The sequence below is a fragment of the Streptomyces africanus genome (assembly GCF_002150735.1).
In the GTDB taxonomy this organism is placed as follows: domain Bacteria; phylum Actinomycetota; class Actinomycetes; order Streptomycetales; family Streptomycetaceae; genus Streptomyces; species Streptomyces africanus.
In genome coordinates this window covers 1-22,304 of the sequence record NZ_MUKA01000209.1, presented here as the reverse complement: position 1 = coordinate 22,304, position 22,304 = coordinate 1, and the positions used below count along the sequence as shown (strand labels likewise).

The following is a 22,304-nucleotide window of genomic DNA, read 5'->3' as shown; positions in this document are numbered from 1 at the left end:
TGCCCCGGACCGCGCGCCGGCTATCCCAGCGCCCGCAGCCCCGGTCCGAACGCCACCAGCAGAGGCACCACGGGCACCAGTGCGGCCGCCGCCGTCAGCCGCAGCCGGCGTGCCGGGGGCAGCCGGTCCGGGGGAGTGAGCAACCGGTGCACCCGCGCCGGGACATGGGCCTGCGGCGTCGGGCAGGGGCCGAACACGCCGCGGTGCTCGTTGAGTTCGACCAGGGCCAGGGCCGTGGTCAGGCGGCCGAAACGGCGGGAGGCCGTGTCGTCGGCGGCGAGTTCGACCAGGCGGTGCATCTCGTCGCGGAACGCCGCGAACACCGGCACCTGCGGAAAGCCGCCCGCCAGTGCCGAGGAGCAGTTCAGCAGCCAGTCGTGCCGGGCCCGCGCGTGCCCCTGCTCATGGGCGAGCACGGCGTCCAGCTGCCGGCCCTTCAGCCGTCGCAACGCGGCGGTGGTGACGACCAGTCGCGGCGGAGCGCCGGGCTGCCACCAGGCGTCGGGCCGCTCGCTCTCCAGGACGACGAGCCGGCCCGACACGGCCACCTCGCCCGGCAGCAGCGGCGCCCTGACCAGCAGATCGGCGTTCCGGCGGCGGCGCCGGGCGCGTGCCCCGCCGATCTCGCGGACCAGCATCGCCGCGCTCCACAGCCCGCCCCCGGCCAGGGCCACGGCGGTGGCCGCCGCCCAGGGGCCCGCCGTACCGAGGGCGTAGGCCTCGACGACCGGGCTCGGCGCCGTCGCGAAGACGTGCCCGCCGACCGCGTGCCAGGCGGCTGCCGCGCTGAGCGTCATCGACAGCGCACAGCACACGAGCAGGGCCGCCACCACGCACTGCCACGCCCACAGCGCCACGACCGGCTCACGATCAGGCCAGTCCGCCCGGGCGAGCAGCCGGGGGGCGACCACTGCGATCAGGGCGCCGAGCAGCAACAGTGCCGCGGGGAGCATCATGAGGCGCAGCCTATGAGCGATGCGCCGCTCAGGGGTACGACTTGTGGCGCCGAAGTGACGCAGGCAACGGATCCGTACGGCGTGCCGGTACGGTCCTGCTCACAGCGTCAGCAGCATCGCCACCATCGCGATCCCCATAGACAGCCGGCAGGCCCGCGCCAGCTCCGGCAGGTCACCCCACCCGGCGGACCCGCCGCCCCCGGCCCCGGTTCCCGCTACGGCGGCCACCGGCACCAGCCGGACGCCGGCCAGCAGCACGTACCCGGCGAAGTAGAGCAGCAGCGCACCCGTCAGGAGCGGGACCCCCGATCCCCCCTGCCCGTGCGCGTGTGCGGGAGCGCCGGCCATGACGACGGACATGTAGACCATGGCCCCGGCCCCCACCAGGTGGTGGAGGTGGTGTGCCCCCGCCCGGGCCGCCCACAGCGCGGGGAGCGCGGCCGCCCCGGACACCACCGTGTAGACGGGCCAGGCCCACGACGGCGGAGTGAACACCGCCGCCGGCACGGCCATCGCGGCCATCCCGAACCCCATCAGCGCCTCACCGCCCGCGGTGCCGCGCTGTTCCCCGGCGCCCCTGCGCATCCGCGCCAGGCAGTAGGCGCCGGTCACCGCGCAGAGCGCCACCAGCAGCCAGCCGGACGTAGCCGGTCCGTGCACGCGCACCCTCCCCGCTCGACGGTCTGTCAGCTCGGCAGTCGGTCCATCGATGCCCGGGCCGTCCGGCGCGCACGCGAGCGCAAGGGTGTACACGGGGGGCATTCGACGGAGCACAGCAGATGAGGGGATGTCTTTTACGGGTAAAACACCTGCTAATCTTGTTCTCATGAGTCCCCTGCGCCGTGCGACCTCCGCCTCCGCCTCCGTCTCCCCGCCCGCCCGGCGTCTGGCGCTGGCGGGCGTGCTGCGCGTCGGCCGTCCCTCGGACATCTGGTTCAAGCCCGCGCTCAGCGTGGTCGCGGCGATCGCCCCGCCCAACCTCGCCCTGCTGGCGCTCGGCCGGCTCGACCTGGCGATGTACACGATGGCCGGATCCCTGTGCGCGCTGTACGCCCACAACCGGCCCTACGCCGCCCGGGCCGGTGCCCTGATGTGGGTGGTGCTCGGCATGCTCGGCGGTCTCGCCGTCGCCCTGGTCGCGGCCTCGCTCACCGGCAGTGCCGTGGTGCTGGTCACCGTCGGCGCACTGCTGGCCGCCGCGCAGAAGGTGCTGTGCGACGCGACCCGTGTCGGGCCACCCGGCAACGTCGTCCTCACGTTCGTCAGCTCCGCCTCGCTCTTCGCGCCGCAGACCCTCGCCCAGGTCCCCGGCCACCTGGCCCTGGCCGCCGCGACGGGTGTCTGGGCCTGGCTGGTCTGCATGGCGCCCGCGCTGGTCCGCCCGCACGGCCCGGAGCGCCGCGCCACCGCCGCCGCGCTGAAGGCCGCCGCCGCGTACGCCGAGACAGGCGGCACGAGCGGCACGGGCGGCGGCGAGGGCCAGGCCCGGGCCCGGGCCGCGGGCTACGCCGCCGTACAGGCCGCCTGGCAGTCGCTGCTGTCCACCGGCGCCCGGTCCCGGACCCGGCGCGCCCTCGAACGGCTCGTCGTCCGTGCCGAGGTGGCCCTCGCCGCGCCGACGGAGGCGGACGCCGGCCGGCTGCGGGCATGGGCGGACGCGCTGCGCGGCACCGGGCCCGTCCCGCGGGCCGGACTGCCGCGGGCGGCCGCCGACGAACCGCTCGGCGTGGACGCGGCCCGCGGCCTCTGGGCGCGGCTCGGCCCGCTGACCCCGCTCGCGGTACGCACCGCGCTCGGCTGCGCGCTCGCCGGCTACGCCTCCCTGGCCCTCGGCATCGGCCGCCCCTACTGGGCTCTGGTCACCGCCGCCTCGCTCTACCAGGCGAACATCGCCCTGACCTGGAACCGGGCCGTACAGCGCGTGGTGGGCAACGTCGTCGGGGTGCTCGTCTTCGCGGCCGTCGTACCGCTCGCGCACCTGGGGCAAGCGGCCCTCGTGGTGTGCTGCCTCGCCTTCAGCTTCGGCGCCGAGCTGCTGATCAGCCGCAACTACTGGCTCGGCAGCGTCTGCGTGACCCCCATGGCGCTGCTCATCACCGAGTTCGCCGGGTACCAGAAGCCGGGCGAGCTGATGACGGAGCGGCTGGTGGACACGGTCGTGGGCGCCCTGGTCGGCTTCGCCGCCGCCGTGGCCGTCACCAACCGGCGAGCGGGCGACCGGGGCGAACGCGCCCTGACCGCCGCCGACCGGGCCCGCGAGCGCGCCGCCCGCCTCCTGGCCGAGCCGCACCCCGACGCCGCCGCCCTGGAGGCCGCCCGCCGCGCACTCGCCGTCGCCCTGGCCGATCTGCGCGCCACCGCCGACGCGGCGGCCGGCGAATGGTGGCAGCGCGCCCTGCCCCAGGAGCGGGTCGTACTCGCCGAGCAGTCCGGACACCGTACGCTCGCCGCGACGGCACGACGCCAGGGGCTGCTCCCGGACCGGGGCACGGACACGAAGACGGAGGACGCACGGCCATGACGGCGACGGAGGGACCATCGCCCCACGGGGGCGGGCCGGGGGACGGTCCGCAGCCGACGACCGGGACCGCCCACCCGGGAGCCGGCGGAGGCCTGGACGGTGAGCCCGCTGCCGCCGGGCAGGAACCGGTCGGCGCGGACCCCGCCGGACAGCGGCAGGGCGATACCGTCGCCGCCGTCGTCCGGCAGTGGCAGGCCGTTCATCCCGGCCTCGACACCGGCCCGATGGAGATCATCGGGCGGATCAACCGCTGCGCCGCCCTCCTGCAGCAGGCCGAGGACGCGCCGCTGCGCAGGGCGGGGCTCAGCCGTCCCGAGTTCGATCTGCTCGGCGCGCTGCGCCGCACCGGGCACGAGCTGACCCCCGGGGAACTGGCCCGGGAGACCTTCTCCTCGGGCGCCGCCGTCACCAAGCGCGTCAAGCAGCTGACCGAACGCGGCCTGGTCGAACGCCGTGGAGACACTCGCGACCGCCGTGTCGCCCATCTCCGCCTCACCGATGCCGGACGCGAACTCGTCGACGGCATCCTGCCCGCCCAGCTCGCCTACGAGACCGCCGCCCTGTCCGGCCTGGACGGCCCCGAGCAGGGCGAACTGGCCTCCCTGCTCGGAGAGTTGCTCGCCCAGCTGGAAGGCCGCCTGGGCACGCTGCGCGGCTGAGGCGGCCACCGACGGCCCCGCCCGTACCGTCAGAGCACGTCGTGCGCCGTGCGGCGGTGTGTGGAGCGGCGGTCCTCGATCTCCGGCCAGCGGTCGCCGTAGATGTTCCGGGTGATGGCCGGATCGCGGACGAAGTCGTGCGGGAAGCCCAGCGGCACCGCGCTCACCTCGTCGAGGCGGGCGAGGGCGTCCGCGTCGAGGCGGACGTCGACGCTGCCGAGGTTGTCGGCGAGCTGGCTCTCCTTGGTCGCCGCGATGATCGGGACCACGTTGCCCGGCCGGGCCAGCAGCCACGCCAGCGCCACCTGGGCCGGACTCCAGCCGCCCTGCTCGGCGACCTCCAGCACGGCACTGATCACCGCCTCCTCGCGCGGGTTGGCCTCACCGCCCGTGGTGTCCAGCCGCCCCGTCTCGCCCCTGCGGTACTTGCCGGTGAGCTTCCCGGCCGCGAGCGGCGCCCAGGCCAGCACCGCCAGGTCGAACGCCCGGGCCTGGGGCAGCAGTTCGCGCTCGGGGGTCCGCTCCAGCAGGCTGTAGCGCAGTTGCGAACCGGCGAACGCGGTCCAGCCCCGCAGCTCCGCCATCGTGTTGGCCTGAGCGATCTCCCAGGCCGGCCAGTCCGAGACACCGACGTACAGCACCTTGCCCGTGCGGACGAGGTCGTCCAGCGCCCGCATGACCTCCTCGACGGGCGTGAAGTTGTCCCGGGCGTGCACCCACAGCACGTCCAGCCGGTCGGTGCGCAGCCGCTCAAGGCTCGCCTCCACCGACTGGACCAGGTTCTTGCGGTGGTTGCCCGCGGCGTTGACGTCGCCCTCGCGGATCCCGCAGGTGTACTTGCTGGCCAGCACGAACGTGTCGCGCCGCCCCTGGAGCAGCTCACCCAGGATCCGCTCCGAGCTGCCGTCGGTGTAGTTGTTGGCGGTGTCGATGAAGTTGCCGCCCGCCTCCGCGTAGGCGTCGACGATCCGGGCACTGGCCTCCTTGCCGGCGCCCCAGCCCCAGTCGTCGCCGATGGTCATCGCGCCGAGGCTCAGCTCGCTCACGCGCAGACCGGTCTTGCCGAACAGTGTGTAACGCACGGTCTTCCCTCCGGGCAGGTCGTCCGCACGACGCTATGAGCTGGAGCGCACTCCAGCGCAAGCCACGGCCCCGGCGGCACACACCGTCGCCTCAGCCCTGGAGAAGGGCAGGGCTCTAGTCGCCCGCCCGGTACACCCCGAACATCGCCCCCTGCGGGTCCCGCAGCACCGCGATGCGCCGACCGCCGGGCAGGGAGGTGGGGACCATCAGGACGTCGCCGAGTTTCTGGACGACGGCGGTCGTGGCGTCCACGTCCGCCACGGCGAAGTACGGCAGCCAATGCGCCGGTACCTCGGGCGGGAACTTGTCGTCCATCGTGACCATGCCCCCGAAGTCCGCCCCGCCGACGCCCCACTGGGTGTACCGCTCCGAGGCGTTGACGGTCCAGCCGAACACCCGGCTGTAGAAGGCCACGGCCTGTTCCGGATCCCGGGTGTACAGCTCGGCCCAGCCCAGCGAACCGGGCGCGTTGAACAGCCCGGCGCCCGGGAAGGTCCCCGCCTGCCACAGCTGGAACGCGGCACCGGCCGGGTCGGCGGCCACCGCGAACCGGCCCGCGTCGAACACGTCCGTCGGGCCGAACAGCACCGTCCCGCCCGCCTCGGTCACCTCACGGACGGCGGCGTCCGCGTCGGCCACGGCGAACGACACGTTCCACGCCACCGGCTGCGACGGCTGGTACAGCGGGGCGAGCGCGGCGACGGCCGCGTCCCCGAGGTGCGCGACGGTGTAGCCGCCCGCCTCCTGACGCGGGTCCGTCTCGGGCCGCCAGCCGAACAGCCTCGTGTAGAACCGCTGGGCCGCCTCCAGGTCGGTGGTCCCCAGCTCGGTCCAGCAGGGCCCGCCGGTCACCGGTGCGTCGAGCTTCATGGCGTTCCTTCCGCAGGGAGTCCCCGGGCATGAGCCTCTCCAGCACGCTAAGCCGCGGTGCCGTCCCCCTGCCATCGGGGAAACCCACTGGTGTGCCATACCGGCCCCGGCATACCCTCGCCCCCGTACCGCACCGCGTGGCGGCCTCCAGCTCCTTCACCCTGCAACACCGGCCTCAGTGACGATCTGCTGCGCTACCGCGCCGCGGTCGGCGAGGCCTACCGGGACGCCGCCGAGATCAACTGGTTCGTGTGCCGTCCGGCGGCGTCCTTCTGGCCGGACACCGACCAGGTCGCGGACCTGCTGATGCGGGCACCCTGGCACAGTTCACCCGCTGGAACGCCCGTGTCGGCTACGCCGACGGCGCGCTGCCTGCCCCCCCTCGTCCACGGGCTGCCCCGCAACTGGCCGCACATCCGGGCCGTCTACGAACGCGCGGGCTTCCAGCACACCGGGGACACCGAGGTCATCCTGCTCGCCCGGGTCGCCGACCTGCCGGAGCCCGAGCCCCGGCCGGGCGTCACGGTCGAGCGCACGCTGGGGGAGTGCGGCACCCGCTTCACGGCCCGCGCCGGCACCCGCATCCTCGGATTCGTCGAGATCGACACGGCCCTGGCCCGCCCGGAACGCCACGCCCGCGCCGCCGGCCCGGCCGACATCGGCAATCTGCACATCGACCCTGCGCAGGACGGCACGGGCCTTGAGCACTGGCTGCTCGCCCAGGCCGCCGACTGGCTCCGCCTGTGCGGCGTGGACCGGCTCGTCGCCTCGAATCCGCCGCCGACAGTGCCATGCTCGGGCACCTGACGGGCGCGGGCTTTCGTGAACCGACCCGTACCGACCGGGGCTGGGAGTACCGGCCCGGCTGACCTCAGATGCCCGGCCGGTAGCGCATCGGGTGGTCCGCGGGGACCTCCACCAGCACGATCGGCGTCCCGTCCGGATCGGCGATCCACATCTCGACCAGCCCCCAGGGCTCCTTCACCGGCGGTCGGACGATCTCCACGCCCTTCGCCCGCAGCTCGTCGTGGGCCGCCGCCGCGTCGGCGACCTGGAGCCACAGCCGCGTGGCCGGCGCCGACGGGCTCTCGGACCGGCCCGAGACCTCCAGGAAGCCCCCGCCGAGGAAGTAGACCGTCCCGCGCTCCGGCCCCGTACCGAACTCCCGGTAGACGGCGAGCCCGAGCTGCTCACCGTAGAAGGCACGGGAGCGCTCGGGGTCGGTGGGACGGAGCAGAATCCGGCTGCTGAGTACATGCACCATGCACCGGAGCCTAGTGGTGGCGTTACTCTCATCCCTGCCCGAGCGCGCCACGAAACGGAGACGTACGCCCATGGACACCGCCGCCACCGGACTGACCTTCCGCGATGCCACGGACGCCGACGTGGACGAACTGGTGGTACTGATCGAGTCGGCGTACCGGGGCGACGCGAGCCGGGTCGGGTGGACCACCGAGGCGGACATCCTCCAAGGACAGCGGACCGACCCTGAGGGGGTCCTTGCCGTCATCAAGTCGCCCGACAGCCGGCTGCTGACGGTGGAGCGGGACGGACGGATCGTCGCCTGCTGCCAGCTGGAGCACCGGGGGGACCACGTCTACTTCGGCATGTTCGCGGTCAGTCCCCGGCTCCAGGGCGCGGGACTTGGCAAGGTGATCATCGCGGAGGCGGAGCGGCTGGCCCGTGAGACGTGGGGCGCGACGGAGATGCACATGACGGTGATCTCCGTACGCGAGGACCTCATCGCCTGGTACGAGCGGCGCGGCTACCGCCGTACGGGACGGACGACCCCGTTCCCGTACGGCGACGAGCGCTTCGGCATCCCGCAGCGCGACGACCTGCAGTTCGAGCTGCTGGTCAAGGAGATCGCGTAGCGACTACGCGGTGAACCGGCCCGTGCGCTTGATGTCCGGGTGGTCGGTGGTCGCGCCGTCCAGACCGAAGGCGCGGACGAGCCGCAGATGGTCCTGCGTGTTCACCACCCAGCCGATGATCCTCAGGTCGGCCTTGCGGGCCCGCTCCACGATCTCCAGGGTGAGCCGCCGGATGTTCAGGCAGACGGTCTCCGCACCCGCCTCGACGGCCCGCTCCACGATGTCGGTGCCGTAGCGGCTGGCGATCAGCGCGGTGCGCACGCCCGGCACCAGTGGCTTGATCTCGGCGATCGCCTCGTCGTGGAACGAGGACACCTCCACCCGGCCGGCCAGCCCGCGCCGGTTCATCACCTCGGCCAGCGCCCGAGCCGCCTGCGCGTCCTTGATCTCCGCCTGGATCGGCGCCTGCACGGCCTCCAGGACCTCCTCGAAGACCGGCACCCGCTCGCCCCGGCCCGCGTCCAGGGCCCGCAGCTCGGCGAGGGTCTTCTCGGCGATCGGCCCGGTGCCGTCGGTCGTGCGGTCCACGTCCGTGTCGTGCATGACGACGAGCGCGCCGTCCTTGCTCAGATGCAGATCGAGTTCGATGGCGTCGAGGCCGGCCTCCTGCGCGGCGACGAAGGACCGGAGGGTGTTCTCGGGTTCCACACCCATGACTCCGCGGTGACCGATGGTGAGGAAGTTCAAGACGGGACTCTCTTCCGTCGACAGGCGGCACTGGGGGCCTGACGGCCCCCCTGACCGTATCGCCTGCACCCGCCCTGTGCAGAGGGCGAGGGCATGGTCGGCGTGCGTGCGGGCAGAAGGATGACCGACAGGAAAAAGTGCGGTGAAGGGCCGGGTGAGGCAGGATATTTTCCCGAGGTGGCCCTTGCTGGGAGGAACCTCGTGTGTATACGGTCGGGGTACGCGAGATTCTCCCGTGGAAGGTGTGACATGACGGAAATTCTTGTGCAGGTGGGTTCACAGGAGCGGGTTCCTCCTGTGGTGCGGGTGGTGGACCACCCGGCATGGCCCGTGCTCAAGGATGCCGTGGAGCGGATCCGGCCATGGCAGTCCAAGGACGGGTCGATCGACTTCGACGCCGAGGGCGCGCCCGACCCGGCCGACGCCGAGCTCGCCGTCCGTCAGGTCACGGACGCGGTCCTGGAGCTCTCCCCGCTGCTCCCGCACGACCGCGCCTACCACGAGGCCCTGGCCAAGGACCTGACCCGGTGGGCCGACGGCGGCTTCCAGGTGCCCGACTTCCTCGACTCGCTGCTGGCCTTCCAGCCCGCCGCGAACCGCGCGGACGGCCTCCAGCACCTGGTCGTCTTCCCGATGTACACGCAGAACGGCAACCCGGACCGCAACCTCGAAGCGGTCGTGCTGCGCATGGTCTGGCCGGACTGGCTGGCCGAACTGGAGCGCACCCGCTACGACAACCCGCTGTTCTGCGGCATCAAGTTCGAGGACTTCACGGCGGGCTACGACACCAACTCCGCCGTGCTCTTCCCCGAGACCATCGCCGTGCGCGAGGCCCCCGAGCGGTTCAGCTGGGGCGGCATCTTCTGCGACCGCGAGGCCGCCCGCTTCCGCCGTGTCACCGACGCCGCCGTCGAGATCCTCGGCCTGGAGCTGCCCGAGGACGTCGCCGCGATGGTCCACGACCAGAAGCGCTGCGAGGAGGCGTTCGTCCTGTGGGACATGGTCCACGACCGCACCCACAGCCACGGCGACCTGCCGTTCGACCCGTTCATGATCAAGCAGCGCCAGCCGTTCTGGATGTACGGCCTGGAGGAGCTGCGCTGCGACCTCACCGCCTTCAGGGAGGCCGTGAAGCTGGCGAAGGACGGCGTCCCGCAGGCCCGTGACGTGCAGGTCGCGGTCCTCTTCGACCGTATGTTCCGCTTCCCGGTCACCGGTGAGCGCGTGCGCAACTACGACGGTCTCGGCGGCCAGCTCCTCTTCGCCTACCTGCACAAGCACGACGTCGTCCGCTGGCGGGACAACAAGCTGTCCATCGACTGGGAGCGCGCCCCGCAGGTCACCAACCAGCTGTGCGCCGAGATCGAGCAGCTGTACCGCGACGGCATCGACCGCCCCAAGCTCGTCCACTGGTTCGCCGGGTACGAGCTCGTCTCCGCCTACCTCGCGCCGCACCCGGGCTCGAAGTGGGCCAAGGGCCCCGACGCGCTGGACGTGACGCAGCCGCCCCGCAAACTCGTCGATGACGTGCTTCCGGACGAGTTTCCGCTGAGCATGTTCTATGAGGCACTGTCCAAGAAGCTGAAGAACGTGATCGCCTCCACCAAGGGCATCACGGCGGACGGCGCCGAGCGGATCGCCGCGTGAGCGATCGGCGAAGCGAGAACACGGCTCAGGAGGCGAAGACCATGGCGGGGAACGGGGCGCTCAGCGGCGCGGTGATCGCGGTGGCCGGAGCGGGAGGACCCGCGGGGCGGGCCGCACTGCTCAGGCTGGCCGAGGCGGGGGCCACCGTCATCGGCTCGGACAACGACCCGGAGCGGCTGGCGGAGGCGGTGGACGCGGCGAGCTACGCGACCGGCGGCGCCACCGTCACCGGTGACACGGTCGACCTGCTCGACCTGCGGGCCACCCACGACTGGGCCACCCGCGTCGAGAAGGACTACGGCCGCGTCGACGGCCTGGTCCATCTCGTCGGCGGCTGGCGCGGCAGCGAGACCTTCACCCGGACCAGCCTCGACGACTGGGATTTCCTGGAGATGCTGCTCGTGCGGACCGTGCAGCACACGTCCCTCGCCTTCCACGAGGCGCTCCAGCGCAGCGACCGGGGCCGGTACGTGCTGATCAGCGCGGCGGGCGCCAGCAAGCCCACCGCGGGCAACGCCGCGTACGCCGCCGGCAAGGCGGCGGCCGAGGCGTGGACGCTGGCCATGGCCGACTACTTCCGCAAGGCCGGGGGCCCCGGGGGCCCGACCTCGGCGGCTACGATCCTGGTGGTGAAGGCACTGGTGCACGACGCCATGCGCGCCGACCGCCCCAACGCGAAGTTCGCGGGCTTCACCGACGTCAGGGACCTGGCCGAGGCCATCACCGGCATCTGGGAGAAGCCCGCCGCCGAAGTGAACGGAAACCGTCTGTGGCTCACCGAGAAGCCGTGAACCCGCCGAAGACCGACGCCCGTCGCCATCACGACCCCGAGGTCCGCGGTTTCGCCAGCGACAACTACGCCGGCGCCCACCCGGAGGTGCTCGCCGCCCTGGCCCTGGCCAACGGCGGGCACCAGGTCTCCTACGGCGAGGACGCGTACACCGAGAACCTGCAGAGCGTCGTCCGCAGCCACTTCGGGGCCACGGCCGAGGCGTTCCCGGTCTTCAACGGCACCGGCGCCAACGTCGTCGCACTCCAGGCGGTCACCGACCGCTGGGGCGCGGTGATCTGCGCCGAGAGCGCGCACATCAACGTCGACGAGTGCGGGGCGCCCGAGCGGGTCGGCGGCCTGAAGCTGCTCACCGTGCCCACGCCCGACGGCAAGCTCACCCCCGAGCTGATCGACCGGCAGGCCTACGGCTGGGACGACGAGCACCGCGCGATGCCCCAGGTCGTCTCCATCGCCCAGGCCACCGAGCTGGGCACGGTCTACACGCCGGACGAGATACGCGCCATCTGCGAGCACGCCCACGCGCACGGCATGAAGGTGCACCTGGACGGCTCCCGGCTGGCCAACGCCGCCGCCACCCTGGACGTCCCGATGCGGACGCTCACCAACGCCGCCGGCGTCGACCTCCTCTCCCTGGGCGGCACGAAGAACGGCGCCCTGTTCGGCGAGGCGGTCGTGGTCCTGAACCAGGACGCCGTCAGCCACATGAAGCACCTGCGCAAGCTGTCCATGCAGCTCGCCTCCAAGATGCGCTTCGTGTCGGTGCAGCTGGAGGCCCTGCTCGCCCGGGACCTGTGGCTGCGCAACGCCCGCCACTCCAACGAGATGGCCCTGCGCCTCGCCGAGGGCGTACGCGCCGTGCACGGCGTGGAGATCCTCTACCCGGTGCAGGCGAACGCGGTGTTCGCCCGCCTGCCGCACGACGTGACCGAGCGCCTCCAGAAGCGGTTCCGCTTCTACTTCTGGGACGAGGCCGCGGGCGACGTCCGCTGGATGTGCGCCTTCGACACGACCGAGGAGGACGTGGACGCGTTCGTGGCGGCGCTGAAGGAGGAGATGGCCCGCTGAGGCCATCTCCTCGAGGTGGCCGCGTCAGTTGACGACGATCCGCGCGCTGTTGTTGCGCAGGTTGGGGTCGAACTCCCTGATGCTCAGCTCGGGATCGTCGTTGACGGTGGCGACGGTGGTGCGGGCGCCGCGCACCACCCGGTCGATCCGCAACGGGATCTCGAAGGTGTGCGATGCCTTGTCGTGCAGGTGGATCGGTGTCTTGCAGTAGTAGGTCGCGGGGGACGTGCCGTCCTCGGAGGCCCAGCAGTCCTCCTCCGGCAGCCCCGTGACGGTGGTCCCCTCCGGCGCCTGGAAGCGCACCGTCGCCACGGCGGCGCCCGCGCCCAGCGACGCCACCCAGGCCGGACCGCGGTTGAGTACGGTGACCCGGGCGGTGACGGTGTCACCGGCGGCCCCGCCCACCCTGCTGCCCGTGAGCTTCAGGTCGGCGGTGTTCCGGGCGTTCAGTACGACAGCCCGGTAGTTGTCCTGCGGGTCGATGTCGGGGTCCTCCGCCGCGGCCCGGGCGGCGGCCACGGGACGCAGGTCCAGCTCGGCGCCCGTGCCGCGGGTCCACGTCCACTCGCCCCGCATCTGTGCCAGTGCCTCGTCGGAGTACGGATGGACGGAGTGGTCGAACCGCTCGTACAGCGCGTTGCGGCCCACACCGAGACCGGTGTTCAGCGCGTACTCCTGCCCGGGTGCCACCGCCTCGTCCAGCACGCACAGGGCGGACGTACCGGTGGCGTGCTCCCGGTACTCGCAGTTGGCGTGCCGCTGTTCGAAACGCAGCCCGTACGAGGCGTTGAGCCACAGCAGTGTGCGCTCTGCCGTGCGGTTGCCGCTGTTGGACAGCGTCGCCCGCACGCTGGTCTGCGAGCCCGGCCTGAGGCCGTGCTGGTCGTCGGCCTGGCTGAGCCCGAGGTCCGGCCCGTTGCCCACGCCGACCCGCGTCTCGGCCGGGTGGGACGTCGCCTCTCCGGCGACGGCCGAGTAGCGCACGTACCCCGAGGCGCCGGTGTCCGCTCCCGGCAGCGCGCGCAGCCCGAACGTGGCGGCCGGTACGCGCTCCGTCCCGGCGGGCATCCCGGGGACGTCGCAGACGGCCCTGACCTCCGACTCGGGCGCGCAGTTCGCGGGCCACGACACCCGCGCGAAAGAGGCGATCTCACTGACGTCGACGGTCAGGCGGCCGGCCGGCACCGGGTCGTCGGCGACGTCGCGGCTGACCTCCACGGCCAGGCTGCGCTCTGGCGCGCCGCCGTCCGCGTCCGCGCCCGGCAGCACCGTCTCGTACGGTGCGCTGATCCACAGCTGGTTCTCCTGTGCGGACGCGGGCCCGGCCCCGACTCCGGCCGCCGCCAGGGCGCAACTCACGAGCGCGGCGCCGAGCAGGCGCTGTGGGTCCTTCATGTCTTCCCCCTTGTGATGGATCTGCTTCAGGCCGAGACCCGTGGCCCGGGGGATGGGTTGTGGCGGGGCGGATGGTTGCGGCGGTGTTCAGCCGTTCTTCGGATCGATGCATAGATATACGGAGAGCTGAAAATGAATTGACCGAGGAGCGATCTCGTCCCTATGCTCTGCGTGCATGCAGCTGATCCAGGAAACCCCCGACCTCTCCGCCTACTTGGCCGCTGACGAGGCGATAGACCACCACCATCCGCTCGTCCGCGAGACGGCGGCCGAACTGGCCAGGGGTGTGGCGGACTCGTATGAGTATGCGCGGGCGGCGTTCGAGTTCGTGCGCGACACCATCCCGCACTCGCAGGACGCGGGCGATCCGCGCGTCACCTGGCGCGCCTCCGATGTCCTGGAACAGCGCACCGGCATCTGTTACGCCAAGGCACACGCGCTCGCGGCGCTGCTCCGGGCCGAGGACATCCCGACCGCGCTGTGCTACCAGACGTTCGACGTCGTGCACGGTCTGGTCGCCGTGCGGTTCAACGGCGCGTGGCACCGGCAGGACCCCCGGGGCAACAAGCCGGGAGTGGACGCGCAGTTCTCGCTCGACGGCGAGCGGCTCGCCTTCACGCCCGATCCGGCACTCGGCGAGACGGACTGTCCGGTCCTGTACGCCGCGCCTCACCCGGTCGTACTCGACACCCTCAAGGCCGCCGGCGACCGGCCCCACTTGTGGAGGACGCTTCCCACCGCTCTGTGAGGCGGGACCGGGGCACGGCCCGGCCGCGCCCCCGGTGTCAGTGCGCCTCGGCCTCCCGCACCTGCTCCGGCGTCGGAGCCGTGCCGCCGAGGTGGGCCGGCATCCACCAGGTGTCGTCCGGCCCCTTCGGGCGTACGGGGTAGGCGCGCTGGGCGGCCTCCAGCAGTTCCTGGACGCGCTCGCGCAGCTGACGGGTGATCGCGCCCGCGTACTTGTCGCGGGAGGCCTCGATCGCCTCGCCGACCCTGATCGTGATGGGGATGTGGCTGCGCTTGAAGTTGCGGGGGTGGCCCTTGGTCCACAGCCGCTGCGTGCCCCACACCGCCATCGGGATCAGCGGGACGCCGGCCTCCTGAGCCATGCGCGCGGCGCCCGACTTGAAGCTCTTCAGCGTGAACGACTGCGAGATGGTCGCCTCCGGGAAGACCCCGACGATCTCGCCCGACCGCAGCGAGTCCAGCGCGTGCGCGTAGGCCGCCTCGCCCTGCTTGCGGTCCACGGGGATGTGCTTCATCCCGCGCATCAGCGGGCCCGAGATCTTGTGGCGGAAGACGGACTCCTTCGCCATGAAGCGCACGAGACGTTTCTGCGGCAAGGCCGCCAGGCCGTTGAAGACGAAGTCCAGGTAGCTGATGTGATTGCTCACCAGCACGGCGCCGCCCGAGCGCGGGATGTTCTCCGAACCCTGGCAGTCGATCTTGAGGTCCCACGCCTTGAACAGCGTGCGGGCGAAACCGACGACGGGACGGTAGACGAGCTCTGCCATGGGCGGGCCGGACCCTTCCTGCTCTGCCTGGGAAGGGATTCCCAGTGGAAGTTACGCAGCCGTAGGTTTACGGCTTGTCGCAGATCGTGCCCGAAGAACGGCCGGGTAGCCAGTCCCCGTGCCCGCCCGGGAGGAGATTCTCGTCACGTAGTCGCGATCCCACCTCGTGCTTTTACGCTCCCATTACTCCGCGCGCACCGTCACCCGGCGCATGAGCAGGTACATCTCGCATCCCAGGCAGTACCCGAACGCGGCGTTCAGAAAAGCGGCCGCGAGCGCGGCGCCGGTGGCCGCGAGACCCAGCCAGCCGGGTCCCAGGGTGTAGCCGACGAGCCCGAGTCCGGCGAAGACCAGCCCCACCGCCTGGGCGAAACGCGGCGGTTCGGGCGCCTCGAACGCGACCGGCGGCCCGAGCCGCGGGCGTACGGTTTTGGCGAACAGCAGGCCGTAGGGCGACCGGGTCACTCCACCGGCCGCGCCCAGCAGGAACGCCAGCGTCTGCCAGGCCAGCAGCCACGCGCTCCCCGTGACCAGAACGACCGCCAGGACGACGGTCGTCACGGCCGCGCCGAAACGCGGCCCTCGTGCATCGATGTCCATGGGAACCAAGCATTCCGCAGCACGGGCCCGTTGGGTGGGCGGGAATCTTTGCGGTCTCGTGAACGCTTGCAGGAGGTGATGACCGGACTGGTGGTGTGCGTAGTGGTGCTCGCTGCGGCGAGCGCCTTCGGAGTGCTGCAACGGCGGCGGAGCGGGAGAGTGCGAGTGCGCGGGCGGGACGACGGCAAGCTGCTGGACGCGGCCGAGCTGGGCGCGGAACTGGGCGAGCGGGCCACACTCGTGCAGTTCTCCAGCGCGTTCTGCGCACCCTGCCGGGCGACCCGGCGGGTCCTCGGCGAGGTCGCCGGCATGGTCCCGGGCGTGACCCACGTCGAGATCGACGCCGAGGCCCATCTGGGCCTCGTACGACGGCTGGACATCCTCAAGACCCCGACCGTGCTGGTCCTCGACGCCGACGGCCGGGTGGTCCGGCGGGCCACCGGCCAGCCGCGCAAGGCCGATGTGATCGCCGCGCTGGGGGAGGCGGTGTGAGGGACGCGACCCGGTCGGTGAGTCATCTCCCACATCCGGTCCCGCAGCCGGGAGCGAACTTGACTGCGCCAACCATTTATCGTCAGCCTGACCCCATGCCTGCGGACCTTCTCGCCACGCCCGACCTCCTGCGCTCGGTCTTCCGGCGGCACGCGGCAGGAGTCGCCGTGATCACCGCCCGTGGCGACACCGGCCCGGTGGGCTTCACCGCCACCTCGCTGGCCTCCGTCTCGGCCGAGCCGCCCCTGCTGTCCTTCGGGGTCGGCACCGGCTCCTCCAGCTGGCCCGCGATCGCGGCGGCCGGCCATGTCGGCGTCCACATCCTCGGCGAGCACCAGCAGGAGCTGGCGGCCACCTTCGCCCGCAGCGGAGCCGACCGCTTCGCGCCGCCCACCGCCTGGCAGGACGGGCCCGAGGGGGTCCCCGTCCTCGACGGTGTGCCGGCCTGGCTGGTGGGCCGGGTCGTCACGCGCGTGCCCGCCGGGGACCACCGCATCGTGATCGCGGAGGTCGTGCACGGCGACCACACGGGCACCGGCCGGCCGCTCCTCTACCACCAGGGACGTTTCAACCGCCTGCGCGACTGATCCGCGCGTCCCCCGTGCTGCGGGACCGTCGAGTTCCGGTTACGCTGCGTTGCGAAGGTCACAGTTCAAAGCGCTTGCTTAGCGGGAACGAACTGGATGTACTGGTGAGTAATATTTCGCTCGGAGCGTGGGTCGCCCCGACCGGGATCGGCCGCTTGAGGCGCCTATGCTGCCTGCAAGTAGGCAGCATGGAAATGACGATGCAGTAGGAGAGCCGGCGTGAGCTTGAGGATCGTTGTCACTGTGAAGTACGTGCCCGACGCCACTGGCGACCGGCACTTCGCCGATGACCTGACCGTCGACCGGGACGACGTGGACGGTCTGCTCTCCGAGCTCGACGAGTACGCGGTCGAGCAGGCGCTGCAGATCTCCGAGAACTCCGACGACGACGTGGAGATCACCGTCCTGACGGTGGGCCCCGAGGACGCCAAGGACGCCCTGCGCAAGGCGCTGTCCATGGGCGCCGACAAGGCGATCCACGTCGAGGACGACGACATCCACGGCACCGACGCCATCGGCACCTCCCTGGTCCTGGCCAAGGCGATCGAGAAGGCCGGATACGACCTGGTCATCTCCGGCATGGCCTCCACCGACGGCACCATGGGCGTCGTGCCCGCGCTGCTCGCCGAGCGTCTGGGCGTGCCGCAGGTGACCCTGCTCTCCGAGGTGTCGGTCGAGGACGGCACGGTCAAGGGCCGCCGCGACGGCGACGCCGCCTCCGAGAGCCTGGAGGCCTCCCTGCCGGCGGTCGTGTCGGTGACCGACCAGTCGGGCGAGGCGCGTTACCCGTCCTTCAAGGGCATCATGGCGGCCAAGAAGAAGCCGGTGGAGTCCTGGGACCTGTCCGACCTCGACATCGAGGCGGACGAGGTCGGCCTGGCGGGCGCCTACACCACGGTCGACAACGCGGCCGAGCGTCCGGCCCGTACCGCGGGCACGATCGTCAAGGACGAGGGCGAGGGCGGCAAGCAGCTCGCTGAGTTCCTCGCGGGCCAGAAGTTCATCTGAGCCCCGCATTCGCTGACCGCCCCTCATCTTTCGCAAGCAGGAGAGAAGAAGTCCCATGGCTGAAGTTCTCGTCTACGTCGACCACGTGGACGGTGCCGTCCGCAAGCCCACCCTGGAGCTGCTGACCCTGGCCCGCCGCATCGGCGAGCCGGTCGCCGTCGCGCTCGGCAACGGCGCCGCCGACACCGCCGCCACGCTCGCCGAGCACGGCGCGGTCAAGGTCCTCACGCACGAGGCGTCCGAGTACGCCGACTACCTGGTCGTACCGAAGGTGGACGCCCTCCAGGCCGCGGTTGCCGAGGTGTCCCCGGCGGCCGTGCTGGTCCCGTCCTCCGCCGAGGGCAAGGAGATCGCCGCCCGGCTGGCGCTGCGTCTGGGCTCCGGCATCATCACCGACGCCGTCGACCTGGAGGCCGGCGAGGAGGGCCCGGTGGCCACGCAGTCGGTGTTCGCCGCGTCCTTCACCACCAAGTCCCGTGTCTCCAAGGGCACCCCGGTCATCACGGTCAAGCCCAACAGCGCAGCCGTCGAGGCCGCCCCGGCCGCCGGTGCGGTCGAGGCGCTGTCGGTGACCTTCTCCGAGAAGGCCACCGGTACCAAGGTCACCGGCCGTACGCCGCGTGAGTCGACGGGCCGTCCGGAGCTGACCGAGGCCGCGATCGTGGTCTCCGGTGGCCGTGGCGTCAACGGCGCGGAGAACTTCGCGATCATCGAGGCCCTCGCCGACTCCCTCGGCGCGGCCGTCGGTGCCTCGCGTGCCGCTGTCGACGCCGGCTGGTACCCGCACACCAACCAGGTCGGCCAGACGGGCAAGTCCGTCTCGCCGCAGCTGTACATCGCCTCCGGCATCTCCGGTGCGATCCAGCACCGCGCCGGTATGCAGACCTCGAAGACGATCGTGGCGATCAACAAGGACGCCGAGGCCCCGATCTTCGACCTCGTCGACTACGGCGTCGTCGGCGACCTCTTCGACGTCGTCCCCGCGCTGACCGAGGAGATCAAGACCCGCAAGGGCTGATCGACCCCGGCTCTGGAAGGCCCCCGTGACCGCACGAACGGTCACGGGGGCCTCTTCTCATCCCAGGGTCATCGAGGCCTGCACCGGCAGATGGTCGCTCGGGAACGTCCCGTCCATGCTGAAGGTGTTCATCCCGGCCCAGTGCGTGGTCACCCCGGGCGTGGTGAGGATCCAGTCGATGCGCCGCCCGCCGGGCCTGGGCGCCCGGTAGCCGTGGTGCGTCCCGTACGCCGGGCCCCGCGAGGCCGCCGCGTCCCAGGCGTCCACCAGTCCGACGTCCAGCATGAGGTCGTACACCCGGTTGTCGTGGGCGGCCGCGTTGAAGTCGCCGGTGACGATGACCGGTAACGACCGGTCCCACCCGGCGATCGTCTCGCCGATGAGGTGCGCCGAGCGTTCCCGGGCGTACTGGCTGACGCTGTCCAGATGGGTGTTGAGGACGTAGAACTCCCGTCCCCCGTCGGCGAGATCGACGAAACGGACCCACGTCACCATGCGCAGCCAGTCCGCGCCCCAGGTGTTCGAGGCGATCGTGTACGGGGTGTCGGACAGCCAGAAGTGATCGAACTCGATCGGCTCGAGTCTGCGCGTGTCGTAGAAGACCGCCATGAACTCGTCCTTACTGCCGCCCCCGCGTCCGGTGCCGATCCAGTCGTAGTGCTCGCCGAGATCCTTCTCGATCGCGCGCACTTGCCGGTAGAGCCCTTCCTGGGTGCCGATGACGTGCGGTCGCTCGCGGCGCAGCAGTTCTCGCATCACCGGTCGGCGCACCTCCCAGCGCGGTGTCGAGTCGACGACGGTCCCGAAGCGGACGTTGAACGTCATGACGTCCAGGGCGCCCGGGTGCTCACCGGCGGAAGCGGGCTGTGTGGGGCCCGCGGTGGTGAGCAGCGGTCCTGCGACGACGGCGGCGGCCGCCGCCTTGAGCCCATGGCGGCGCGACACTCCGACCTCGTTCGGCACGTGGTCTCCCTCCCCTTGCGCGTCAGGATGAAGCTTGCCCTCTGAATACGGAAGAAGAGGGTGGGTCTGCGGCGACCAAGGGTGAAGGATGGGGAACCCCACGTCAGGACGGTGTTGACCAGGCGGAAGGTCGACCGATAACTTCGCTCTACGGATTGTTGATTCCGTAGAACGGAAAACAGGAGGGTCTCGGAATGGGTCAGGGCCGGCAGGACAAGGTGGCGACGAGCCTCGCGGGCGCCGTCAGCGAGGAGATCAGCGCCTCTCTCGCGCCGGTCGACGCCGAACTGGAGCGCCGCTACCCCGGAGACCCCGGCACCCGCCAGCCCGTCCACACCGTCTACGTACCCGGCGACGTCTTCGCCGCCGACACCGTCCGCTCCTGGGGCGACCGTGCCCTGGCCGCCCTCGACCAGCACGCCCCCGACGCCGAATCCTTCGCCGCCGTCCTCGGTCTCCCGGACGAACTCGCCGAGCCCGTCCACGCGCGCGTGCGCGCCAAGCTGGAGCGCGAGCCGATCGAGGACCTGCGCGTCGACTTCGAGGACGGCTACGGCAACCGCCCCGACGCCGAGGAGGACGAGGCCGCCGCCCGCGCCGCCCGGCTGATCGCCGAGGCCTACGAGGACCGCACCGCGGCCCCCTGCATGGGCATCCGCATGAAGTGCATGGAAGCGCCCGTACGGGCCCGGGGCATCCGCACGCTCGACATCTTCCTCACCGGCCTGATGGGGGCCGGCGGCCTGCCCGGCGGGCTGGTCCTCACCCTGCCGAAGGTGACCTACGCCGAGCAGGTCACCGCCATGGCGCGGCTGCTGGACGCCTTCGAGAAGACACACGGCCTGGAGCCCGGCCGGATCGGGTTCGAGATACAGATCGAGACCAGCCAGTCCATCCTCGCCGCCGACGGCACCGCCACCGTCGCCCGTATGATCCAGGCCGCCGAGGGCCGCGCCACCGGCCTGCACTACGGCACCTTCGACTACAGCGCATGCCTCGGCGTCTCCGCCGCCCACCAGGCCAGTGACCACCCCGCCGCCGACCACGCCAAGGCGGTCATGCAGGTCGCCGCGGCCGGCACCGGCGTGCGCGTCTGCGACGGCTCCACCAACGTCCTGCCCATCGGCCCGACCGAGAAGGTGCACGCCGCCTGGCGCCTGCACTACGGCCTCACCCGCCGCGCGCTGGCCCGCGCCTACTACCAGGGCTGGGACATGCACCCCGGCCACATCCCCACCCGCTACGCGGCCGTCTTCGCCTTCTACCGCGAGGGCTTCGAACAGGCCGCCGCCCGCCTCGCCCGCTACGCCAACCGCACCGGCGGTGATGTCATGGACGAACCCGCCACCGCCAAGGCCCTCAGCGGCTACCTGCTGCGCGGCCTGGACTGCGGCGCCCTCGACATCGGCGAGGTCGCCCGGCTGACCGGCCTGACCCGGGCCGACCTGGAGAGCTTCGCGGTGCCCCGGCGGGGCGACCTGACGGCGTCCGCCTGACCGCTTCTCCCGGGGTTCCGCCCCGCGTACCGGCCCTGTCACAGCCGTCACCACCGGCCGTCACTGTCATCGCCGCCCCGTACTCTGTACGCCACACACTGACGTGTCAGTGATCCGGTGGTGTCACGAGAACGGGGCAGCGGTGTCAACGGGGGAGCAGGGGCAGGCCGACGGGACCGGTCGGCTGCTGGCAGGCCGCTATCGCGTCACGGCGCAGCTGGGGCGCGGCGGCATGGGCGTCGTCTGGAAGGCCGTCGACGAGGTCCTCGGCCGTGAGGTGGCCGTCAAGGAACTGCGCACGTACACCGACGCGGCCGGCCCCGAACTGGCCGGTCTGCACCTGCGGATGCAGCGCGAGGCGCGTGCGGCGGCCCGGGTGCGCCACCCCGGTGTCATCGCCGTGCACGACATCGCCGAGGTCGACGGCCGCCCCCTCATCGTCATGGAGCTGGTCGACGGGCCGTCCCTGGACGACGTACTGCGCGAGCGCGGCCCACTGGACCCTGGTGAGGCGGCCGGGATCGGCGCGAAGGTCATGGACGCCCTGGCCGCCGCCCACCGCGCGGGCGTCCTGCACCGGGACGTGAAGCCGGGCAACATCCTGCTCGACCCATCCGGCCGGGTCGTCCTCACCGACTTCGGCATCGCCACCATGGACGACCCGGGCGACGGTTCGGCCACCCACCTCACCCGCAGCGGCGAACTCGTCGGCTCCCTGGACTACCTCGCCCCCGAGCGGGCCCAGGGCGCCGATCCGGGCCCCGCCTCCGACGTCTGGGCCCTGGGCGCCACGCTGTACGCGGCCGTCGAGGGCGCCTCGCCCTTCCGCCGTACGTCCACGTTCTCCACGCTCACCGCGATCGTCACCGAGCCCCTGCCCGAGCCCCGCCGCGCCGGTCCCCTCGCCCCCGTCCTCCAGCAGCTGCTGGACAAGCGCCCCGAGGGCCGCCCGGAGGCGGACCTGGCCCGTGAGATGCTCCAGGCCATCGCGGACTCGGGCGGCACGGACACGCCGACGTCATCGCTGCGAGGGCCGGTGCCCGCACCGCCCCCGCGCCCGGAGACGGAGCGCGGGG

Annotated in this window: 24 protein-coding genes; 14 read left to right on the top strand and 10 right to left on the bottom strand. The window is 72.0% G+C overall.

Features of this window, described 5'->3' with window-relative positions:
• Positions 1-20 precede the first annotated feature (20 nt).
• Positions 21-956: a M56 family metallopeptidase gene (locus CCL05_RS24385; protein WP_086562621.1), complete on the bottom strand. Its 936-nt coding sequence runs from the start codon at positions 954-956 to the stop codon at positions 21-23.
• A 99-nt stretch (positions 957-1,055) separates the two neighbouring features.
• The gene (locus CCL05_RS24380) at positions 1,056-1,616 is read right to left on the bottom strand and encodes a DUF5134 domain-containing protein (RefSeq protein ID WP_086562620.1); all 561 of its coding nucleotides are present in this window, start codon (positions 1,614-1,616) and stop codon (positions 1,056-1,058) included.
• Between the two features lie 166 nt (positions 1,617-1,782).
• On the opposite strand from CCL05_RS24380, the gene CCL05_RS24375 reads away from it, so the two are divergent.
• Together CCL05_RS24375 and CCL05_RS24370 are read left to right on the top strand one after the other, a co-directional pair.
• Positions 1,783-3,477 carry an FUSC family protein gene (locus tag CCL05_RS24375; RefSeq protein WP_086562619.1) on the top strand — a complete coding sequence of 565 codons (1,695 nt, stop codon included), beginning with the start codon at positions 1,783-1,785 and terminating at the stop codon, positions 3,475-3,477.
• A complete protein-coding gene (locus CCL05_RS24370; RefSeq protein WP_086562618.1) occupies positions 3,474-4,136 on the top strand; it encodes a MarR family winged helix-turn-helix transcriptional regulator in 663 nt (220 codons plus the stop codon). Before CCL05_RS24375 ends, CCL05_RS24370 begins: the two co-directional genes overlap by 4 nt.
• Positions 4,137-4,165: 29 nt before the next feature.
• Here the strand turns inward: CCL05_RS24370 and CCL05_RS24365 are convergent, their stop codons facing one another.
• Entirely contained in the window at positions 4,166-5,218 is a 1,053-nt protein-coding gene (locus tag CCL05_RS24365; RefSeq protein WP_086562617.1) for an aldo/keto reductase, read from the bottom strand.
• Between the two features lie 115 nt (positions 5,219-5,333).
• Positions 5,334-6,089, bottom strand: coding sequence for a VOC family protein (locus CCL05_RS24360; protein WP_086562616.1), 756 nt, complete (start codon positions 6,087-6,089; stop codon positions 5,334-5,336).
• A gap of 90 nt (positions 6,090-6,179) precedes the next feature.
• On the opposite strand from CCL05_RS24360, the gene CCL05_RS24355 reads away from it, so the two are divergent.
• Positions 6,180-6,896: a hypothetical protein gene (locus CCL05_RS24355; protein WP_341868281.1), complete on the top strand. Its 717-nt coding sequence runs from the start codon at positions 6,180-6,182 to the stop codon at positions 6,894-6,896.
• A gap of 64 nt (positions 6,897-6,960) precedes the next feature.
• On the opposite strand, the gene CCL05_RS24350 is transcribed toward CCL05_RS24355, so the two are convergent.
• Positions 6,961-7,353: a VOC family protein gene (locus CCL05_RS24350; RefSeq protein WP_086562615.1), complete on the bottom strand. Its 393-nt coding sequence runs from the start codon at positions 7,351-7,353 to the stop codon at positions 6,961-6,963.
• A gap of 70 nt (positions 7,354-7,423) precedes the next feature.
• Here CCL05_RS24350 and CCL05_RS24345 point away from each other — a divergent pair, with 70 nt between their 5' ends.
• Entirely contained in the window at positions 7,424-7,963 is a 540-nt protein-coding gene (locus CCL05_RS24345) for a GNAT family N-acetyltransferase (RefSeq protein WP_086562614.1), read from the top strand.
• Positions 7,964-7,966: 3 nt separating this feature from the next.
• Here CCL05_RS24345 and CCL05_RS24340 read toward each other — a convergent pair whose 3' ends face one another.
• Positions 7,967-8,650, bottom strand: a complete 684-nt coding sequence (locus CCL05_RS24340; RefSeq protein WP_086562613.1) for a glycerophosphodiester phosphodiesterase — start codon at positions 8,648-8,650, stop codon at positions 7,967-7,969.
• Between the two features lie 249 nt (positions 8,651-8,899).
• Here CCL05_RS24340 and CCL05_RS24335 point away from each other — a divergent pair, with 249 nt between their 5' ends.
• From CCL05_RS24335 to CCL05_RS24325, 3 genes are read left to right on the top strand one after another with little or no spacing between them, the layout of a single operon-like run.
• Positions 8,900-10,297, top strand: coding sequence for a DUF6421 family protein (locus CCL05_RS24335; protein ID WP_086562612.1), 1,398 nt, complete (start codon positions 8,900-8,902; stop codon positions 10,295-10,297).
• 41 nt (positions 10,298-10,338) lie between these two features.
• Complete coding sequence (locus CCL05_RS24330; protein WP_086562611.1) at positions 10,339-11,088, top strand: SDR family oxidoreductase; 750 nt, start codon at positions 10,339-10,341, stop codon at positions 11,086-11,088.
• The gene (locus CCL05_RS24325; protein WP_086562610.1) at positions 11,085-12,155 is read left to right on the top strand and encodes a threonine aldolase family protein; all 1,071 of its coding nucleotides are present in this window, start codon (positions 11,085-11,087) and stop codon (positions 12,153-12,155) included. The genes CCL05_RS24330 and CCL05_RS24325 overlap by 4 nt, the downstream gene beginning before the upstream one ends.
• 24 nt (positions 12,156-12,179) lie before the next feature.
• On the opposite strand, the gene CCL05_RS24320 is transcribed toward CCL05_RS24325, so the two are convergent.
• Positions 12,180-13,550, bottom strand: a complete 1,371-nt coding sequence (locus CCL05_RS24320) for a hypothetical protein (RefSeq protein WP_086562609.1) — start codon at positions 13,548-13,550, stop codon at positions 12,180-12,182.
• 175 nt (positions 13,551-13,725) lie between these two features.
• On the opposite strand from CCL05_RS24320, the gene CCL05_RS24315 reads away from it, so the two are divergent.
• The gene (locus tag CCL05_RS24315; RefSeq protein ID WP_086562608.1) at positions 13,726-14,298 is read left to right on the top strand and encodes a transglutaminase domain-containing protein; all 573 of its coding nucleotides are present in this window, start codon (positions 13,726-13,728) and stop codon (positions 14,296-14,298) included.
• Between the two features lie 37 nt (positions 14,299-14,335).
• Here the strand turns inward: CCL05_RS24315 and CCL05_RS24310 are convergent, their stop codons facing one another.
• Together CCL05_RS24310 and CCL05_RS24305 are read right to left on the bottom strand one after the other, a co-directional pair.
• Positions 14,336-15,064, bottom strand: coding sequence for a lysophospholipid acyltransferase family protein (locus tag CCL05_RS24310; protein WP_020271694.1), 729 nt, complete (start codon positions 15,062-15,064; stop codon positions 14,336-14,338).
• Positions 15,065-15,247: 183 nt separating this feature from the next.
• Positions 15,248-15,664, bottom strand: a complete 417-nt coding sequence (locus CCL05_RS24305) for a DUF4395 domain-containing protein (RefSeq protein ID WP_086562607.1) — start codon at positions 15,662-15,664, stop codon at positions 15,248-15,250.
• A gap of 78 nt (positions 15,665-15,742) precedes the next feature.
• On the opposite strand from CCL05_RS24305, the gene CCL05_RS24300 reads away from it, so the two are divergent.
• The 4 genes from CCL05_RS24300 to CCL05_RS24285 all read left to right on the top strand — a co-directional run bounded on the left by CCL05_RS24300 (position 15,743) and on the right by CCL05_RS24285 (position 18,769).
• On the top strand, positions 15,743-16,156 hold the full coding sequence (locus CCL05_RS24300) for a thioredoxin family protein (protein WP_086562606.1): 414 nt from the start codon (positions 15,743-15,745) through the stop codon (positions 16,154-16,156).
• A gap of 95 nt (positions 16,157-16,251) precedes the next feature.
• Positions 16,252-16,743, top strand: a complete 492-nt coding sequence (locus tag CCL05_RS24295) for a flavin reductase family protein (RefSeq protein WP_086562605.1) — start codon at positions 16,252-16,254, stop codon at positions 16,741-16,743.
• Between the two features lie 219 nt (positions 16,744-16,962).
• Entirely contained in the window at positions 16,963-17,751 is a 789-nt protein-coding gene (locus CCL05_RS24290) for an electron transfer flavoprotein subunit beta/FixA family protein (protein WP_086562604.1), read from the top strand.
• Between the two features lie 55 nt (positions 17,752-17,806).
• The gene (locus tag CCL05_RS24285) at positions 17,807-18,769 is read left to right on the top strand and encodes an electron transfer flavoprotein subunit alpha/FixB family protein (protein ID WP_086562603.1); all 963 of its coding nucleotides are present in this window, start codon (positions 17,807-17,809) and stop codon (positions 18,767-18,769) included.
• 57 nt (positions 18,770-18,826) lie between these two features.
• On the opposite strand, the gene CCL05_RS24280 is transcribed toward CCL05_RS24285, so the two are convergent.
• Positions 18,827-19,732, bottom strand: a complete 906-nt coding sequence (locus tag CCL05_RS24280) for an endonuclease/exonuclease/phosphatase family protein (protein ID WP_086562602.1) — start codon at positions 19,730-19,732, stop codon at positions 18,827-18,829.
• Between the two features lie 194 nt (positions 19,733-19,926).
• Here CCL05_RS24280 and CCL05_RS24275 point away from each other — a divergent pair, with 194 nt between their 5' ends.
• Both CCL05_RS24275 and CCL05_RS24270 read left to right on the top strand, forming a co-directional pair.
• Positions 19,927-21,228 (top strand): DUF6986 family protein, encoded by a 1,302-nt coding sequence (locus tag CCL05_RS24275; RefSeq protein ID WP_086562601.1) that lies wholly within the window; start codon positions 19,927-19,929, stop codon positions 21,226-21,228.
• Positions 21,229-21,370: 142 nt separating this feature from the next.
• The coding region (locus CCL05_RS24270) for a serine/threonine-protein kinase (RefSeq protein ID WP_143589941.1) at positions 21,371-22,304 on the top strand (934 nt) is incomplete at its 3' end.